Annotated in this window: 15 protein-coding genes; 9 read left to right on the plus strand and 6 right to left on the minus strand. The window is 62.4% G+C overall.

Features of this window, described 5'->3' with window-relative positions; genetic code table 11:
* The first annotated feature begins 11 nt into the window (after nucleotides 1-11).
* From ACCO56_RS08385 to rfbD, 7 genes are all read left to right on the plus strand, one after another.
* Nucleotides 12-1,310 carry an ABC transporter substrate-binding protein gene (locus ACCO56_RS08385; protein ID WP_433639503.1) on the plus strand — a complete coding sequence of 433 codons (1,299 nt, stop codon included), beginning with the start codon at nucleotides 12-14 and terminating at the stop codon, nucleotides 1,308-1,310.
* 65 nt (nucleotides 1,311-1,375) lie between these two features.
* Nucleotides 1,376-2,818 carry an FAD-dependent oxidoreductase gene (locus ACCO56_RS08390; protein WP_433639505.1) on the plus strand — a complete coding sequence of 481 codons (1,443 nt, stop codon included), beginning with the start codon at nucleotides 1,376-1,378 and terminating at the stop codon, nucleotides 2,816-2,818.
* A gap of 89 nt (nucleotides 2,819-2,907) precedes the next feature.
* Nucleotides 2,908-4,539: an FGGY-family carbohydrate kinase gene (locus ACCO56_RS08395; protein WP_433639508.1), complete on the plus strand. Its 1,632-nt coding sequence runs from the start codon at nucleotides 2,908-2,910 to the stop codon at nucleotides 4,537-4,539.
* A 1-nt stretch (nucleotide 4,540) separates the two neighbouring features.
* A complete protein-coding gene (locus ACCO56_RS08400) occupies nucleotides 4,541-5,605 on the plus strand; it encodes an ABC transporter ATP-binding protein (RefSeq protein WP_433639509.1) in 1,065 nt (354 codons plus the stop codon).
* Nucleotides 5,606-5,640: 35 nt separating this feature from the next.
* Nucleotides 5,641-6,369 carry an SDR family oxidoreductase gene (locus ACCO56_RS08405; protein ID WP_433639511.1) on the plus strand — a complete coding sequence of 243 codons (729 nt, stop codon included), beginning with the start codon at nucleotides 5,641-5,643 and terminating at the stop codon, nucleotides 6,367-6,369.
* A 167-nt stretch (nucleotides 6,370-6,536) separates the two neighbouring features.
* Nucleotides 6,537-7,142, plus strand: a complete 606-nt coding sequence (rfbC, locus tag ACCO56_RS08410; RefSeq protein ID WP_433639513.1) for a dTDP-4-dehydrorhamnose 3,5-epimerase — start codon at nucleotides 6,537-6,539, stop codon at nucleotides 7,140-7,142.
* Nucleotides 7,142-8,071 carry a dTDP-4-dehydrorhamnose reductase gene (gene rfbD / locus ACCO56_RS08415; protein WP_433639514.1) on the plus strand — a complete coding sequence of 310 codons (930 nt, stop codon included), beginning with the start codon at nucleotides 7,142-7,144 and terminating at the stop codon, nucleotides 8,069-8,071. The genes rfbC and rfbD overlap by 1 nt, the downstream gene beginning before the upstream one ends.
* A 311-nt stretch (nucleotides 8,072-8,382) precedes the next feature.
* Here the strand turns inward: rfbD and ugpC are convergent, their stop codons facing one another.
* From ugpC to ACCO56_RS08440, 5 genes are all read right to left on the minus strand, one after another.
* The gene (gene ugpC, locus ACCO56_RS08420) at nucleotides 8,383-9,504 is read right to left on the minus strand and encodes a sn-glycerol-3-phosphate ABC transporter ATP-binding protein UgpC (protein WP_433639517.1); all 1,122 of its coding nucleotides are present in this window, start codon (nucleotides 9,502-9,504) and stop codon (nucleotides 8,383-8,385) included.
* A gap of 11 nt (nucleotides 9,505-9,515) precedes the next feature.
* On the minus strand, nucleotides 9,516-10,412 hold the full coding sequence (locus tag ACCO56_RS08425) for an ABC transporter permease subunit (protein WP_433639519.1): 897 nt from the start codon (nucleotides 10,410-10,412) through the stop codon (nucleotides 9,516-9,518).
* A gap of 15 nt (nucleotides 10,413-10,427) precedes the next feature.
* Nucleotides 10,428-11,312 (minus strand): carbohydrate ABC transporter permease, encoded by an 885-nt coding sequence (locus ACCO56_RS08430; RefSeq protein WP_433639521.1) that lies wholly within the window; start codon nucleotides 11,310-11,312, stop codon nucleotides 10,428-10,430.
* 72 nt (nucleotides 11,313-11,384) lie between these two features.
* Complete coding sequence (locus ACCO56_RS08435; RefSeq protein WP_433639524.1) at nucleotides 11,385-12,716, minus strand: extracellular solute-binding protein; 1,332 nt, start codon at nucleotides 12,714-12,716, stop codon at nucleotides 11,385-11,387.
* A gap of 140 nt (nucleotides 12,717-12,856) precedes the next feature.
* The gene (locus ACCO56_RS08440; RefSeq protein ID WP_433639526.1) at nucleotides 12,857-13,228 is read right to left on the minus strand and encodes a hypothetical protein; all 372 of its coding nucleotides are present in this window, start codon (nucleotides 13,226-13,228) and stop codon (nucleotides 12,857-12,859) included.
* A gap of 209 nt (nucleotides 13,229-13,437) precedes the next feature.
* Here ACCO56_RS08440 and ACCO56_RS08445 point away from each other — a divergent pair, with 209 nt between their 5' ends.
* Both ACCO56_RS08445 and ACCO56_RS08450 read left to right on the plus strand, forming a co-directional pair.
* Entirely contained in the window at nucleotides 13,438-14,370 is a 933-nt protein-coding gene (locus ACCO56_RS08445) for a sugar phosphate isomerase/epimerase family protein (RefSeq protein WP_433639528.1), read from the plus strand.
* Between the two features lie 93 nt (nucleotides 14,371-14,463).
* Nucleotides 14,464-15,066 carry a HutD/Ves family protein gene (locus tag ACCO56_RS08450; RefSeq protein WP_433639531.1) on the plus strand — a complete coding sequence of 201 codons (603 nt, stop codon included), beginning with the start codon at nucleotides 14,464-14,466 and terminating at the stop codon, nucleotides 15,064-15,066.
* Here the strand turns inward: ACCO56_RS08450 and ACCO56_RS08455 are convergent.
* Nucleotides 15,063-17,027, minus strand: coding sequence for an LTA synthase family protein (locus ACCO56_RS08455; protein WP_433639532.1), 1,965 nt, complete (start codon nucleotides 17,025-17,027; stop codon nucleotides 15,063-15,065). The genes ACCO56_RS08450 and ACCO56_RS08455 overlap by 4 nt on opposite strands.
* Nucleotides 17,028-17,110: the final 83 nt, after the last annotated feature.

Genomic DNA, 17,110 nt, shown 5'->3' on the forward strand with positions numbered 1-17,110 from the left:
GGGAGGTAAACATGCAGTACAAAGCCAACACATTCGCATTGACCCGCCGAGGATTTCTCGGCACCGCGTTGGGCGGCGCCGCGGCGCTTGCCGCGGGACCGTCCTTCGCCGCTTCGAAGACGGTGAACGTCTTGAGCCACAAGGTCCACCAGACCGTGCTCGGCGATGGCGGAAACGATCTTCTCGCGGATTGGAAATCGTCCAAGGACGCCGACGTCTCCTGGACGACTTTCGATTCCAACCCGCTGCAGGATCGCCTTTTCCGGGAGGCGAGCCTAGGCTCGACCGATTACAGCGTCGGCTACATGATCGATAACAGGCCGACCTCTCAGATCGCGGCCCTGTTCGAGCCGCTCGGCGACTATCTCGCGAAGGATCCGATCGAGGAGTTCGACGACATCGCGCCCGGCCTGGTCAAAGGCATGACCGTCGACGGCAATCTCATCGGCATCCCGGTTCGCCACGCGACGCAGGGACTGTTTTATAACGAAGCGCTGCTTGAAGAAGCCGGCATCGGTGCTCCCCCGACAACGCTGGAAGAACTGGTAGAGCAAGCAAAGAAGCTCACCTTCACTTCGTCGGCGGGAACGCCCGTCGTCGGTATGGTGCTCGCCAGCGATCTGGCGGTCTTCCCGGTGATGTTCGCTCGCGCCTTCGGCGGCGATTTCATCGACGGAGACTTCAAGCTCGTTCCGAAACCCGAGGCGATGGAGACGGGGCTTTCCGTTCTCAGGGACATGTTCGAGGCCGGCGCGCTGCCGCGCAGCTATGCCACCACCAAGAACGACGACCAGGTCACGTGGATCCAGCAAGGCCGCGCCGCTTTCACCGTTCTTCCCTTCGCCCGCCACGCCCAACTCAACAATCCCGAACAGAGCCGCTATCCGGGCAAGATCAAGGCGATCGAATTTCCTGTCTCGGCGAATTTGAAGGGCACGACGCCGATGTCGTCCGTCGTGGAGGCCTGGGCAATGGTGATCCCCAAGAATGCCAGCGACAAGGAGCTCGCCTGGAGCTTCATCAAGGAGGTGGCCAGCAAGCGCGTGACGCTCGGCATGGCGCTCAACGGCAACGGCCCCGTGCGTGTCTCGACTTATTCCAATCCCGACCTCATCGCCAAGAATCCGTTGGCCGAGATCGAGGCCAAGGTTCTGGCCGGCGCGCGGGGCGCCTTTCCGCCCTTCCCGGAGGCCGCGCGCGCCCAGGGCATCATGCTCGAAGAGGTGCAGCTTGCCGTTCTCGGCCGCAAGCCGGTCAACGAGGCGGTCGCCGCCATCATCGAGCGCGTCACGCCGCTGATGCCAGCCTGAAATGCAACGGCTGCCGGACGAGACGCCCGGCAGCCGCTCAGAACGACAATCAGAGGATCCGATCCATGTCCCCTTCCGCAGTCCGCTCGATCGAGGAGCCTGCACGTACCATTCCCGTTTCCGCCGACTACGACGTGCTGGTCGTCGGCGGCGGTCCCTCCGGCCTGACGGCCGCGCTTGCCGCCGCCGAGGACGGCCTGCGCGTCGGGCTGATCGAAAGCCGCAGCTTCTTGGGCGGCAACATGACGATCGGCTTGCCCGTGCTCGGCTTCCTCGGCCAGAAGGGCAACCAGATCATCGACGGCTTGCCGCAGAAATTCATCTCGCGGCTGCGCAGCGAACGAGATGGCGCGAGCGAGCATCGTCCCTGTCCTCTGCACATGGGCATCACCTTGGTCGAGCCGGAGGCGGTGAAGACGGTGGCCCTCGAGATGCTGACCGAGGCCGGCGTCGACGTCCTGTTCTACACCTTCTTCGCCGGCGCCATCGTAGAGAACGATACGGTCAGAGGCATCATTATCGAGAGCAAGAGCGGACGTAGCGCCGTCCTCGCCAAGGTCGTCATCGACTGCACGGGCGACGCGGACGTCGCCTACCGCGCCGGCGTGCCTACGGAGAAGGGCAACGCCAACGGCGGCATGCAGCCGCCGACGTTGATGTTCTGCCTCGGCGGAGTCGACACCGATAAGCTGCGCCTGAGCATCGCGAATGCGCCCCCGGCGGCGCGCACCTATCTGACCGACTTCATCCCTGCCGAATATTTCGGCCAAAATCATCAGTTCATCGTCGTCGGGCTTCGCGAGTTGATGGCCAAGGCCAAGGAAGAACGCGGCCTCCAGATTCCCAATGAGCGCACGATCATCATCACCGGCCTGAAGAAGGGCGAGGTCTGGATCAACATGACGCGCGTCAAGGATACCGACGGCACGGATGCACGCAGCCTCACCAAAGGCGAGATCGAGGGCCGGGCCCAGATCGACGACATCATCACCTACCTCGTCAACTATGTGCCTGGTTTCGAGAACGCCTACTTCACCAAGACCGCGCCTTTCCTGGGCATCCGCGAGACGCGTCGCATTGTCGGCCAATATGTCATGACGCAGGAGGACGTGCTGTCCTGCCGCCATTTCGACGATGCCATCGCCGTTGCGAGCTATCCGATCGACATCCACCGACCGGCGGATGACGGGTGCACGCTCATCTGGTGCGGCGACTGCTACGACATTCCCTATCGCTCGCTCGTCCCGAACAGGATCTCGAACCTGCTGGTCGCGGGCAGGAGCATCTCGGCCACACACGAGGCGATGGGCGCGATCCGGGTAATGGCGACCTGCATGGCGATGGGGGAGGCGGCGGGCCGCGCGGCCAAGATTTCGGTTCGTGGCAATCGTGCCCCGGCCGACATCGACGTCCAGGAACTGCGCCGGCAACAGCTGGAACGCGGCGTCTATCTGCGCAATCCGGATGGAAGCAGGGCAATGCCGGGCGATCTGGAAACGGCCGCCTGAGATCGAAGATCCCGGCCGAGCTGTCGGCCGGGATCTTCGAGAGATTTCCGAATCATTCAGGAGGCCGCCCCAGGAGGCGGACACGGCGCATGAGGCGAAACTATTTCATCGGCATCGATGTCGGTACCGGGAGCGCTCGCGCAGGCGTCTTCGGTCGCGACGGCGCGATGGTTTCGACAGCCAAGCGTGACATCGCGCTCTATCAGGACGGCCCGGACATCGCCGAGCAGTCGAGTGAGAACATCTGGCGCGCGGTCTGCGACAGCGTCCGGGAAGCGGTCGCGTCGGCGAAGGCGGATGGTGACGACATTGCCGGCATAGGTTTCGACGCCACATGCTCGCTGGTGGTGCTCGGCAAGAACGGCGCGCCGGTGGCCGTCGGCCCGCATGGAGACGCCAGCCGCAACATCATCGTATGGATGGACCATCGCGCCGCCGAACAGGCGCGACGCATCAACAAGACGGGCCATCGCGTCCTCGACTATGTCGGAGGCGTCATATCGCCCGAGATGGAAACTCCGAAGCTTCTCTGGCTAAGGGAAAATCTGCCGGACGCCTATGCATCGGCATGGCAGTTCTTCGACCTGCCCGACTTCCTCACCTGGCGTGCCACGGGCAGTCTCGCCCGCTCGATCTGCACCGTCACCTGCAAATGGACCTATCTCGCCCACGAGAAGCGATGGGACGAAAGCTATTTCCGACAGATCGGGCTGGGCGATCTGGCCGATCAGAAATTCGTCCGCATCGGAACCGAGATCGTTCCCGCCGGCCGGCCGCTCGGCGACGGCCTCACGGCGGATGCCGCGCGGGATCTTGGCCTGAAGCCTGGAACGCCGGTTGGTGCGGCACTGATCGACGCCCATGCCGGCGGCGTCGGTTCGGTCGGTGCGAAGGGAGACGAGGGCTCCGCGCTCGCCCGCATGGCTTATGTGTTCGGGACGTCCGCCTGCACGATGGCAAGCAGCACCGAACCTGTCTTTATCCCCGGCGTCTGGGGACCCTATTTTTCCGCGATGGTGCCCGGGCTGTGGTTGAGCGAAGGTGGCCAGTCGAGCGCGGGAGCCGCGATCGACCAGATCGTGTCGCTTCATCCAGCAACCTCTGAAGCGCGGGAGAAGGCTGCCGCTCGAGGCATTTCGCTGCCGGAACTGCTGGCCGATCTGGCGCGCGAGGGGCTCCCTTCACCGTCCGATGCCGTTCACCTTGCAGGCGATCTCATCGTCGTGCCGGATTTTCTCGGGAATCGCTCGCCGCATGCGGACCCCGGTGCGCGTGCGATCATTGCCGGCCTGGGCATGGAGCGCGACTTGCGCAGTCTGGTCGCACTCTACGTGGCGGGAGTTCTCGGCATAGGTTACGGGCTGCGTCAAATCATCGTCGCAAGCAGGGCCAAGGGTGCGAAGATCGACACGCTGGCGCTCAGTGGCGGCGCGGGACGCCATCCGCTGATCCGTCAGCTCCTCGCGGATTGCACGAGCGTTCCGGTTGCGACATCGCGCCAGCCGGAGCCGGTGCTGCTGGGCTCCGCCATGCTCGGCGCGGTCGCGGGCGGCGCGTTCCGGGACCTTGAGGCCGCGATGAGCGCGATGTCCTCCATCGGCGAAATATTCCAGCCGGCAACGGGCGCGATCGCCAAGACACACGACCGGCGGTTCGCCGCGTTCGAGGCCTTGCAGGCCACCGCGCGATCAGTTCGCGACATCACGCACCGGGAGCAATGATATGGCCGGCCTAAAGCTAGCGAAACTCGAGAAGAAATTCGGCCCTGTCGATGTGATCAGGGGCGTCGACCTCGACATCGCCGATGGCGAATTCGTCGTCTTCGTGGGCCCCTCGGGCTGCGGCAAGTCGACCTTGCTGCGCATGATCGCGGGGTTGGAGGACATCTCGGCCGGCGATCTCTTCATCGACGGAAAACGCTGCAATGACATGGAGCCCAGGGAGCGGGGCATAGCGATGGTATTCCAGTCCTATGCGCTCTACCCGCACCTCACCGTCTACGACAATATGAGCTTCGGCCTCACGCTGAATAAAACGCCGAAGAACGAGATCGAGGCGCGCGTTCGAGAGGCCGCTCGCATCCTGAAGCTGGAGCAGCTTCTCGATCGCAAGCCGAGCCAGCTTTCCGGCGGACAGCGCCAACGCGTCGCCATCGGCCGCGCGATCATCCGCAAGCCGACCGTCTTCCTGTTCGATGAACCACTTTCGAACCTCGACGCAGCATTGCGCATGGATATGCGCATGGAAATCGCCAAACTGCACAAGGATCTCGGCGCGACGATGATCTATGTCACGCACGATCAAGTCGAGGCCATGACGCTGGCCGACAAGATCGTCGTGCTCGAAGGCGGAGTCGTGCAACAGATCGGCGCGCCGATCGACCTCTACAAGAATCCCGCCAACAAGTTCGTGGCAGGATTCATCGGCTCGCCCAGGATGAACTTCCTCGATGTGAAGGTGACTGGTGTCTCGGGCAAGGCAGTTACGGTGGAATCGCCGATCGTGCCCGCTGTCGCGATCGAGGCAAACGGTTTCGCGCCCGGCGACCGGGCAGTGCTCGGCGTGCGGCCGCAATATCTCAAACGGGAAACGTCCGCCGGGCCCTCCGGCAAGGTCAAGGGCACTGTCTCTCTGGTCGAACGGCTGGGCACGGAAACCATTGTCAGCTTCGAGACGGTGTCGAACGAGCGGGCCCTGGCGGCGATCCCTCAGGACGAAGTCTTCGAGGCGGGTAGCGCGGTCGAATTCCAGTTCGACCCGAAAGTCGTGCATCTGTTTGCGGCATGACGAGACGAAAAGAAGATTTGCGAGGAGAGGTGAAAATGGCTCAGGGCATTGCCGGCAAGGTAGCGGCGATCACGGGGGCGGCTTCGGGGATCGGTCTCGAATGCGCGAAAGCTTTGATCACATCCGGCGCGCGCGTGGTCCTGATCGACCGGGCGGAAGATGCGCTGAAAGCCGCCTGTTCGGAACTCGGTCCGAACGCCATCCCGCTCGTGGTCGACCTGACGGTCCCGTCGAGCGTCGCAAACATGATGCCGGCGATTTTGGAAAAGACGGGTCAGCTCGACATCTTCCACGCCAATGCGGGCTCCTATGTCGGAGGCGAGATCATCGACGGCGATCCCGATGCCTGGGACCGCATGCTGAACCTCAACATCAATGCGGTGTTCCGCAGCGTCCACGCTGTGCTGCCGCACATGGTGGAGCGCAAGACCGGCGACATTATCGTCACCAGTTCGATCGCCGGCGTCGTTCCGGTGGTCTGGGAGCCGATCTATACGGCGTCGAAGCATGCCGTGCAGGCCTTCGTCCACACTGTGCGCCGGCAGGTGGTCAAACACTCCATCCGCGTGGGCGCCGTGCTTCCCGGCCCGGTCGTCACCGCGTTGATCAGCGACTGGCCGAAGGACAAGCTCGAAGCCGAACTCGCGGCTGGAGGCCTGATCGAGCCCGTCGAAGTGGCCGAAGCCGTGATGTTCATGCTCACCCGTCCGCGCAACGTCACGATCCGCGATCTGGTCATTCTGCCTCAGGCGAATGATCTCTGACGCGCCGACCCGCAACCTCCGCGTTGTCCAGGTGCGCTGCCAGGATAAGGACGAAGGATGACCTAAGCTCATCCACATGGCTGCCTCTCGGTTCGCGGGCCGATCCGATAGTCTTGCGCAGGCCGGCCTGTCTGGCTGTGCAAGCTTTTCGCGGATGGAGGCTCCCTATGGAGATACGCCCACTGGCGCTCGACGGCGTCTTCGAGATCGTTCCCAGGCGTTTTGGAGACCGTCGCGGCTTCTTCTCCGAGACCTACAATGCCGAAGCCTTGCGGAAGGTGCCGGGAGGCAGCGAAGCCTTCGTGCAGGACAATCACTCGCTGTCCGCCGTCACCGGCACCTTGCGCGGGCTTCATTTCCAACTGCCGCCGCGTGCCCAAGCCAAGCTCGTGCGTGTCGTGCGCGGTTCCATCTTCGACGTGGTGGTGGATATCCGCAAGGGTTCGCCAAGCTTCGGGAGATGGGTGGGGCTTCACGTCTCGGCCGAGAAGTGGAACCAGATCTTGGTGCCGAAGGGCTTCGCCCATGGCTTCCTGACGCTCGAGCCCGATACGGAGGTTATCTACAAGGTCACGGATTTCTATTCGGCCGAACACGAGCGTTCGATACGCTTCGATGATCCGGCGATCGGAGTGAAGTGGCCGGCCGTCGCTTCGTCCTTCGTCCTTTCCGACAAGGACCGTGATGCGCCGACTCTTGCCGATGTCGAAACGGGCTTCGGCTATAACGGGCTTCCCGGCGCCGAGATTTCCGGTGCGAGGATCGACCGGTAATGATCCCAGCGAAGGTACGTTCGCGTGTCCTGGTCACAGGCAACAAGGGGCAGGTTGCACTTGCACTTGCCGCGCTCGACTTGCCCGATTTGGAGATCGTCGCTCTCGGACGACCGGATCTCGACATCACCGACAGGGAATCGGTCGAGCGCACCTTTTCCTCCGTGCGGCCCGACATCGCGGTCAATACGGCCGCCTTTACCGATGTCGACAAGGCTGAAAGCGAGTTGAAGCAAGCCTTCGCGGTCAATCGCGATGGCGCCGCCAATGTTGCCTCGGCCGCGGCGTCTATGGGGTGTCCGATCATCCACTTTTCGACGGATTACGTCTTCTCCGGCGCAAAGCCGACCCCCTACCGGGAAGACGACCAGGCCGGGCCGCTCGGCGCCTATGGCCGATCGAAACTGGCGGGGGAAGAGGCGGTCGCTGCCGCGAACCCGGCGCATGCGATCCTCCGGACTGCCTGGGTCTACAGCCCATTCGGACGCAATTTCGTCAAGACGATGCTGCGTCTGGCAGGTGAGCGCGACGCGATCAATGTCGTTTCGGACCAGCACGGCACGCCGACCAGCGCGGCGTTTCTCGCGACGGCGGTTGCCGGGATCGCGCGGCATATCCTTGCTGATCCGACAAGCACCGACTGGCGTGGCATCTTCCATGTCGTCGCGGGAGGCGCCACGGATTGGGCCGGGTTCGCGGAAGAGATTTTCCGTCAATCGGCGAAGCGCGGCGGGCCAACCGCCGCGGTGACACCAATCACCACGGCGGAATACAAGACCGCTGCCGTTCGCCCCTCTAATTCCCGGCTCGACGTCTCGCGCTTCCAGACCGTGTTCGGCGTTGAACCGCGGCCATGGCAGGATGACGTCGCGGACTGCGTCGGCACGCTGCTCGGCAACACGGATAATACCATGGGCGCTAATCTTTGACCGGTCGCGAGTTGCCCCTCACTGTCCTGCCGGACATCTCTCCCCGCGAATTCGCGGGGAGAGAGACGACGGCCGCTTGGGTTTCGCCAGTCGCCAACGGCGGGCGATTGGCAAAAGCGGAGGCGACAAGCGGTCTTCTCCCCGTCCTTCCAAGGACGGGGAGAAGATGCCGGCAGGCAGATGAGGGGCCTGCCTGAACGGTCAATCTTATTGGCCGTTGGTATAAGGCGACATCGTCCAGGAATGCTGAATCATCCCGGATGGTTCGCCGGGTTTCCTGTTGACTTGATTCAGGCGCTTGATGCGGTGAATCAGGCCGTGACCAGCCTGGGCGCAATCTTCCTGGCCTCGCCCTTCACTCTCGCTTCGCCCGCCAGCCGCCAGCCGCTGTCTGCGTCGAAGAGCTGGATGTTGCCGGGATCGACATGGAAGGACAACGGGTCCCCGGGCGAGAGATGGCCTGCATCCGCGAGGTGAGCAATCACGGTTTCCCCGGCAAATGTGCCGTGGATGAGCTGTGCGGAGCCGAGCTCCTCCGCGAAGTCGAAGCGCCCGGAAAGGCCGTTGGGCGCGAGGCTGACGGCCTCGGCGCGGAAGCCGGCGATCGCCGGGCCATGGCCGACATCAGGCCAGCGATGCCGGTCGTAGGCAAGACGCTGGCCATCTCGGAGCGTGATGACGCCCGTGTCGATATCGACGATACCGGGCAGGAGATTGAGGCCCGGCGTGCCGATGAAGCTCGCTACATAGGTCGTCTCCGGGCGCTGATAGACGTCGGCGGGCGTGCCGACCTGTTCGACCACGCCCTTGTTCATCACCACGATCCGGTCGGCGAGCGTCATCGCCTCGACCTGGTCGTGCGTGACGAAGAGCGTGGTGGTGCCGAGACGCTGGTGAAGCTTGCGGATCTCGACTCGCATGGCGACGCGCAGCCGCGCATCGAGATTCGACAAAGGCTCGTCATAGAGGAAGACCTTCGGCTCGCGGATCATGGCACGGCCCATGGCGACGCGTTGGCGCTGGCCGCCGGAGAGCTGGCCGGGCTTGCGGTCGAGGAATTCCGAAAGACCGAGCGAGGCCGCGACCTTGGCGACCTTCTCGTTGCGCTGAGTCTTCGGCACGCCCGTGATCTTCAGCGAGTAGCCGATGTTCTGGGCGACCGTCATGTGCGGATAGAGCGCATAATTCTGGAACACCATGGCGCAGCCACGCTCGCGTGGCTCCAGCCGATTGACCACTTGGCCGCCTATGGAGATGTCGCCGGCGGTTATGCCTTCGAGGCCCGCCACCATCCTCAGCAGCGTCGACTTTCCACAACCCGATGGGCCCAGGATGACGACCAGTTCGCCGTGCGGAATGTCGAGATCGACACCGTGCACGACTTCGGTCTTGCCATAGGTCTTGCGAATGCCGCGAAGAGCGATATCAGCCATGACGGCCTCCTTTACTTGTCGGTCTGGATCAAACCGCGCACGAACCAGCGCTGCAGAAGCAGGGTCACGAGCACGGGAGGAGTGAGCACGATCAGATTGGCCGCCATCGCGACATTCCACACCGGCGGTTCGCCGAAAGACGGGCCGGGCACGACCTTCTGAAGCTGCATGGTCGCGGTCGCGAAATTCTGCTGATCGGTCACGATGAGCAGCGGCCAGAGATACTGGTTCCACGACCACACGAACATGATGGTGGCCAACGCGGCCATATTGGTCTTGGAAAGCGGGACCAGCACTTCAAGGAAGAAGCGCAGCGGACCCGCACCATCCATCTTGGCGGCCTCGGTCAATTCGTCGGGTACGGTCAGGAAGAACTGCCGGTAGAGGAAGGTGCCCGTCGCGGTTGCGATCAGCGGCAGGATCAAGCCGGAATAGGAATTCAGCAGGTTCCACTGCGGCAGGTCGATATCGAGGCCGATGAAGTTCAGCATCGACTGGAACGGCCGCAATGCGTCGGCGGCGACGGCATAGGTCGGAACGATGCGCACTTCCAAGGGCAGCATCAGGGTGATGAAGATCAGCCAGAACATGACCATCCGCAGCCGATAGCTGAAATAGACGATCGAGAAGGCCGACAGTGCCGCAATCACGATCTTGCCGACGGTGACGCCACCCGCGACGATGAGCGAATTGAGCATCACCCGGTCGAAATTGCCCCGGTCCCAAGCAGCGGAGATATTCTCGAAGAAGTGGCCGCCGGGCAGGAGCGGCATCGGCACTTGGTTGACCGTCTGGAAGTCGTGCGTTGCGGCGACGAACACGATCCAGAGCGGAACAAGCAGGGCGGCGAGGCTGAAGATCAGCAGCGCATGGGTCAGGAAATCGAGAATTGGCGTGCGTTCGATCATGGCTGTCATCCCGCCCTAGCTGTAGTGCACCCGCCGCTCGACATAGCGGAACTGGACGAAGGTCAGCGCGATGATCAGAAGCATCAGCACGATCGATTGCGCGGCCGCGAGCGAGTAGTCCTTGCCCTGAAAGCCGTCGGCATAGATCTTGTAGACCATGAGATCGGTCGCGCGTGCCGGACCGCCGGCGGTGGTGATGTCGACGATGCCGAAGGAATTCACGAAACTGTCGGTGATGTTGATGACGATCAGGAAGAACAGCGTCGGCGTGATCAGCGGCAACTGGATGTCCCACATGCGGCGTAGGACCCCTGCGCCGTCCATCGCGCCGGCTTCCGTCACGGTGCGCGGGATCGACTGGAGCGCCGCCAGGAAGAAGATGAAGTTGTAGCCGACCATCATCCAGGCTTGTGCCAGGACGATCAGAATGAAGGCATCGTTACCGTCGAGCGCCGGGTTCCAGAGATCGGGGAAGACCCGATTGATTGCCGAGACGAGACCGGCCTCCGGCGAGAAGATGAAGCGGAACGCCAGGCCGACGGCCGGAGCAGCGAGCGCATAAGGCAGGAAATAGGTGAATTTATAAAGCTGGTGGCCGGGCAAGCGGCGGTCGACGAAGAGTGCGAGCATCGCGGCGATGGCCAGGGAAAGGGCGGTGGCGAAGAAGGCGAAGGCCAGGGACACGCGAACGGAACCCCAATACTTCGGATCCTCGAAGACGTTCCTGAAATTCTGAAAACCGACCCATTCGTTGGCGCCGCCGAAGGGCGGCTCTAGGGTGACGGCCCAGTAGAGAGCCTCTCCGGTAGGCCAGTAGAAGAAGACGAAGATGAGGATGATCTGCGGCGCGATGAAAGCCGCGGCCAACCACAGATTGGAGAAGGTGACGCGCTTTTCCAAGCGGGAGCTCCTTGCCTTTCGCCTGTAAAAACGGGCACTGCCGAAGCAGTGCCCGCGGCTGCCGATCGGGGGTCAGGGCAGGGCAGCGCCCTTGAAGGTCTGCTCGTAGCGGCGCAGGATCTGGTTGCCGCGCTCGACAGCAGCGTCGACGGCGGCCTGCACGTCCTTTTGTCCGGTGAAGGCAGCCTCGATCTCGGCGACGACTTCGGCGCGGATCGAGGTGAAGTTGCCCAGCCGGATACCGCGCGACAGCGGACCGACTTCCGAAGCGGTAAGCGATTCAATCGCAACCTCGCGGCCGGCGTGCTTGGGGTCGTTGTAGAAACCTTCGGATTTGAGCAGTTCGAAGCCCTTGGTGGTCACGGGAATGTAGCCGGTGTTCTCCGAGATGTATTTTTCGCCAGTATCCGGCGCGGTGATGTATTTCATGAAGGCTGCGGCCGCCTCGTACTCCTCCTTGGACTTGCCCTCCATGATCCATAGGGAAGCGCCGCCGACGATCGAATTGGTTCGCTTGGAAGCGTCGATCACCGGGAGCGGCGCGACATCCCAGTTGAGGCCTTCGACCTGGGTGTTCTTGACTGTGCCGTGATTGGCGATCGAAGAGGTGGTGGAAGCGCAGGTGCCATCCGCGAAGGCCTGGATGAGGGGCTTGCCGGTCTGCCGGGTCTGGATCCTGGCGTAGCCTGCGTCGAGCCAGGCCTTGTAGTCCTTCATGTGGTCGACAAATGGGGTCTCGTTGAAGACCAGTTCCGCGCCCAGCCCGCCATAACCATTGTCCATGGAGGCGACCGGAATGTTGTTGATGGCGGAGAACTGCTCGAGATTCATCCATGGGTCGAAGTCCACGGCGAAACCGCATTCGACGCCTGCTGCCTTCAAGGCCTTAAGATCCTCGCCGAGCTCGGCCCAGGTCTTGGGAGCGTCGCTCTTGCTGATCTTCGCCCAGGCGTCCTTGTTCCAATAAAACACTGCCGTCGAAGAGTTGTAGGGGAACGACCACATCTCGCCGGACGAGGTCGCGTAGTAATTGGCGATACCCGGGAAATAGCCTTTCCAATCGATGTCGAGGCCGTTGTCCTCGGCGAATTTGTTGGCTGGGTAGATCGCGCCGGACAGCATGAAATTGACCGTGCCGGCATCGTAGATTTGCACGATCGTCGGCTGCTGCTTGGCGCGGTAGGCTGCGATCGTGTTCTGCTCGGCCTTGTCGTAGCCGCCCTGGCCCGTGCAGACCGCCTCGTATTTGTCCTGGCTTTCATTGAAGAGCTGACACTGCTTGGCGATGACTTCGCCGAGATCGCCGGTTAGCCCGTACCAGAAATCGAACTTCGTGCGCTCGGCGGCTTGAACGCCGGAGGCCATCGCAGTGGCCGCCGTCGCGGCCAGGATCAGTCTTTTCATTCGTCGTCTCCCCAGGAAGATGGCACGAGCACCACGCCCGCTACGTGGCCTCCCTAGTGAGATCGGATGACAGTCGCGTTGTGATCCCGTGACAGTATGACGACAATCCAACGCCGGATGACGGCGCGGACAAAAAAGTGTCAGACGCCCGTTTCACGGATTTCGAAGATGTTGCCGCCGCTTGTGATGAAGCGGCCGTCCGAGCCGCGTTCGATCGTATAGCATTTTTCGGCGGCACGAATCTCGCCCCATTCGGTGCAGAGTTCGTCGCCCTTGATGAACCAGCGGCCACGATCTCCCGTGACGTTAGGGTGATCGACGGTGATCTCGGCCGAGCCGTCTGCGGAAAACAGGATATGGCCCTGGAACCACCCGCTTTGCTCCCACCAACCCATGGAGCGCCCGACGAGCTCGGCACGGATTTGGGCCGAGGTCAATTCGCCCCCAAAAACCGGCGCCGTCCACAAGGCGGCGCAAACTGCGACGAAACCAATGGGCAAAGCATTGATCATGAAGCGCATCTCCTCGTCCGACGACAGCTTCGTGAAGATTCAATGACATTTGCCGGCTGATGTCGAGCTTCTCTTGGTGCCGGTGCGCCTGACCGGTTTCAAGGAAACGTCATCGATTCGTAAGATGGCTGACATGGGGTGGCGCCACGGTCCCTTCTGGCTGGTCCGATTCCAGGACCGTCCCTCTCATCACCGAAAGGACCAATTGCATGCTTGCCAACGGCACCACTGGCACCGGCATTTCCGCCCACAAACGCGCGAACGATCTCTCCGATTTCGGCGCTGAGCTCGACATGATCGAAGGACTTGGCGTCGAGGCGATCGAGCTGCCGACCTATGATATGGATATCGTCATCGGCGGCCGCATTCGCCGCCCGCAACTGGAGGCATTGAAGCGCGCCTGCGCCGGCCGTGGCGTGGCCTACTCGGTGCACGGGCCGCTTGCGATCAATTTCATGGACGAGGCCTGGCGGCTGCCTCGGCACTTCGAAGTGCTCGAGGCGTCGCTGGAGGTTGCCGCCGAAGTCGGCGCCGAGAACTATGTGGTTCACTCCGGCCTGGTGCGGAGCCAGCAAGGCGACGGTGTCGAGGCCGCCTATGAGCGCCAGCGCGAATGGCTGGCGAGGGGCGGGGAGATAGCGCGCCAGCACGGGTTGATCCTTTGCGTGGAGACGCTGTTCGCCGGTTTCGAGGGAAAGGCTTTGGCCTCCTCGCCGGCACGGCTTGCCGCCGAGTTGCAGGCGATCGGCCATCCCAACGTGATGGCGACGCTCGATTTCAGCCATGCCTATCTCAAGCTCGACTTCGACGGCCGCCGAACCGATTTCGTCGAGGAAATCAAGGCGCTCGCTCCCAATGCGCGGCATCTTCACGTCCATGACAGCTTCGGCCGCCAGGACGACATCTGGATGTTCACCGATGGCGAAAGGCTCGCCTACGGCCATGGCGACCTCCACCTTCCCGTCGGCTGGGGCGATATTCCCTGGGAAAGCCTGATGGCCGAATGCACCTTCCCGGAAGGTGTCCTGTTCAACATCGAGTTGAAGGAGCGGTATTGGTACACAGCTCAGGAGTCGGTCGACGCCACAAAGGCGCTTGCCTCGCGCGCCCGCATCCTGCGCACTGCCGAGGCCGCGGAGTAGCGAGAAGCAAGCCGGCGAAAGAGCCTTGGGTTCTCTGGCCCGGGGCTCTTTTGTCTGCGGTGGCCGTCATGGCTTCTTGCCTTTTGGGAGATTATGTCTAAACATATTGTGATGCGGATTCTGCGCTCGACCGATCACAAGAAAATGCCGTGGAAGAACGGCGGTGGTATCACCACGGAGATCGCCGTTTTCCCGCCCGATGCCGGATTGGACGACTTTCACTGGCGCGTCAGCACGGCGCGCGTCGAACAAAACGGTCCATTCTCCATATTTCCCGGGGTAGACCGTTCGCTATGCCTGCTCGACGGCTTCGGCGTCACGCTGAAGGTGCAGGGGCGGATGCCGTTCGGCATGACGCGCCGCTGCGAGCCATTCGTATTTGCTGCCGATGTTCCGAGCGAAGCGATGTTGATGTCCGGCCCCATCACCGACCTCAACGTCATGACGCGGCGCGGGCTTTACGAGAGTGAGGTCCAGCTTGTCGAGGTCTCGGGAAGGCTGCCCCTGGCGAAAGCCGGCGAGGTGTCCATTCTCATCGCCGACGGAGAGGGGCTTTCCATCGAAGACGGCGACAGGACGGTGAAGCTCGAAAGGGGCGACGCCGTGCTGCTCGGACCCGGCGACACGGCGACACTTTCTGCCAAGCGGCGCACCTATGCGATAAACATCACCATCCTGCCCGCCCGACAAGACTAGAAGAACGACGACGCCAGCAGATTCTTGTGCATCTCCGGGAAGAACTGCCGGATGCTGCGCTTGTCGCCGAACATCATGTCGTACTGCAGCAACCGATAATTCCCGATCAACGGATCGACCTCCTTGGCGCGAGCCCAGTCGGCGACGGCGTCACCGCCCCGCGTCAGCAGCAGGTTGCGGTCGACGACACGGTAGCTCTTGTGCACGTCGCCGAGGAAGTCGGTGTAGTAGGGATGGCGGATGCCGGCGGCTTTCAGCACGTGCAGCGGCAGGAAGGCGGGGCTGATCGTGCCGATCTTCCTGACCTTGCCGACGCGGTTCGACCAGACGACCAGCGGTGTCTCGCGATTGCGCTTCATCTCGTCGGCCGGGCCGCGACGCGGCGCCACCTGTTCCTTCATGAAGCCGGTTTCGACATAAACCGGCCCGAGCGGCGGCAGGTGATCCCCGAACAGCGCGATCACGGTCGGGCGCTCGCGGTGCTTTGCCCATGAAATCAGCCTCGCAAGGCTCTTGTCGGCGTCGGAAGCACCTTCGGCGTAGGTGAGGATCGATTCGCTCGTCTTCACGCTTTTGCCCGGCGCCACCACGCTGTGGCTGACATCCTTGTAACGATGCGGCTCGTAGGGGCCATGTCCCTGGAGACTGACGGCGAAGATGAAGGCCGGACGATTGGACGAATCCGCGCGGCGGATGATCTCCTCGGTGAGGGCGGCATCCGATGCCAGTGGGCCGCGCTTGGCGAGTGGCATCATGTTCTCTTCCGACAGGAACCTGTCGAATCCGAACGCCTGATAGACGGCGCCACGATTCCAGAACCAGGACGTGAAGGGATGGATGGCCGTCGTCTGATACCCTCGATTCCTGAAGAAAGTGGCAAGCGACGGAAGCGGCTCGCGCACATATTGCTGGTAGGGGATGCTGCCATAGGGCAGGAACGCATTCGAGAAGCCGGTGAGAGCCTCGAACTCGACATTGGAGGTCATGCCACCGAATTCGGGCGAGAAGACATGGCCAGATTGCATGGAACGGGTGGTCGGGATGGGATCCGGCCAGATCTTGATCCCGGGCAGGCGTGTCGGATCCCAGAAGGATTCGCTCATCACGATCACGACGTCGGGCTTTTCGTCCGGCAATATCACCGCTTCGCGTGGCGCTGCGCCGATGCGATCGATGGCCTCCGGCGTGTAGCCTGCGGGAGCGGGAACATGCGCCATGGGAACGTTCAGCGCGAAGGCCAGGGTGAAGCCGTTGAAGGCATAGTTTTCCCGCTGGTCCCACATCATCGGGATAATGTGGAGCCGGTCGCGCGTCCAGGAGAATGCGCCGTAGTCCATGATCGAGACGAAGAAAGCCAGCGCCGGAACCGCCAAGACCATGCGCATCACGCGTCCGTTCATCGAAATCGGTGCGAACCGCGCGCGCCAGAAGCGCCAGGCGAAAACGAAGAGCGCCATACCCAGGATGGCTCCCGTCGCCATGGCCAATCCCGTCAGCGGGCGCTCGCGAACGAGCAGCGGCATCAACTCGATGATCTGGCGGTAATAAAGAAAGTCCGTCGGATAGAGCGGATCGCCGAGATAATGGACCTTCTGCTGGCCGATCCAGGCAAGCATAAGCAGAGCAGGGGCAACGATCAGCATCGACTGGAAGCGACGTCCAAGGAGCCCGTCGAGCCCGAGCGTCAACAGCAGGAACAGGCCGATGGTCGTCCAACTCGGGCGATGCGCCTCGGCAAAGAAAGAAAGTGCCGAAGCGAACGAACCGCGGGCGACGAATTCGATGGAAAACGCGAGCAAAGTCGACACAACCAGCGCGATGGTCGCGGATATGGCGAGACGGACAGGCCAAGCCTCGTGCCAGCCCTGCGCGGTGTCTTGCCAGAGTGCGGCATCTTTCTCCCGCGCTTTCGCAATGATCCTGGCCAAATCAATATCCTCGGTACGCGACAAAAATGTCATGCGACTTTCATACAGCCGTCATGCGGGCGTCACACTTAACGCGCGACATCAGAAAAAGGAGGCGGAAAAGAAGGCTTTTTTGA

This window comes from Mesorhizobium sp. 1B3 (assembly GCF_050958605.1).
Classification (GTDB): Bacteria; Pseudomonadota; Alphaproteobacteria; order Rhizobiales; family Rhizobiaceae.

Excerpts from the sequence above, each read along its gene's own strand:
- ACCO56_RS08385 (WP_433639503.1), top strand. The coding sequence starts at position 12 with ATGCAGTACAAAGCCAACACATTCGCATTGACCCGCCGAGGATTTCTC.
- ACCO56_RS08390 (WP_433639505.1), top strand. The coding sequence starts at position 1,376 with ATGTCCCCTTCCGCAGTCCGCTCGATCGAGGAGCCTGCACGTACCATT.
- ACCO56_RS08395 (WP_433639508.1), top strand. The coding sequence starts at position 2,908 with ATGAGGCGAAACTATTTCATCGGCATCGATGTCGGTACCGGGAGCGCT.
- ACCO56_RS08400 (WP_433639509.1), top strand. The coding sequence starts at position 4,541 with ATGGCCGGCCTAAAGCTAGCGAAACTCGAGAAGAAATTCGGCCCTGTC.
- ACCO56_RS08405 (WP_433639511.1), top strand. The coding sequence starts at position 5,641 with ATGGCTCAGGGCATTGCCGGCAAGGTAGCGGCGATCACGGGGGCGGCT.
- rfbC (WP_433639513.1), top strand. The coding sequence starts at position 6,537 with ATGGAGATACGCCCACTGGCGCTCGACGGCGTCTTCGAGATCGTTCCC.
- rfbD (WP_433639514.1), top strand. The coding sequence starts at position 7,142 with ATGATCCCAGCGAAGGTACGTTCGCGTGTCCTGGTCACAGGCAACAAG.
- ugpC (WP_433639517.1), bottom strand. The coding sequence starts at position 9,504 with ATGGCTGATATCGCTCTTCGCGGCATTCGCAAGACCTATGGCAAGACC.
- ACCO56_RS08425 (WP_433639519.1), bottom strand. The coding sequence starts at position 10,412 with ATGATCGAACGCACGCCAATTCTCGATTTCCTGACCCATGCGCTGCTG.
- ACCO56_RS08435 (WP_433639524.1), bottom strand. The coding sequence starts at position 12,716 with ATGAAAAGACTGATCCTGGCCGCGACGGCGGCCACTGCGATGGCCTCC.
- ACCO56_RS08440 (WP_433639526.1), bottom strand. The coding sequence starts at position 13,228 with ATGATCAATGCTTTGCCCATTGGTTTCGTCGCAGTTTGCGCCGCCTTG.
- ACCO56_RS08445 (WP_433639528.1), top strand. The coding sequence starts at position 13,438 with ATGCTTGCCAACGGCACCACTGGCACCGGCATTTCCGCCCACAAACGC.
- ACCO56_RS08450 (WP_433639531.1), top strand. The coding sequence starts at position 14,464 with ATGTCTAAACATATTGTGATGCGGATTCTGCGCTCGACCGATCACAAG.
- ACCO56_RS08455 (WP_433639532.1), bottom strand. The coding sequence starts at position 17,027 with ATGACATTTTTGTCGCGTACCGAGGATATTGATTTGGCCAGGATCATT.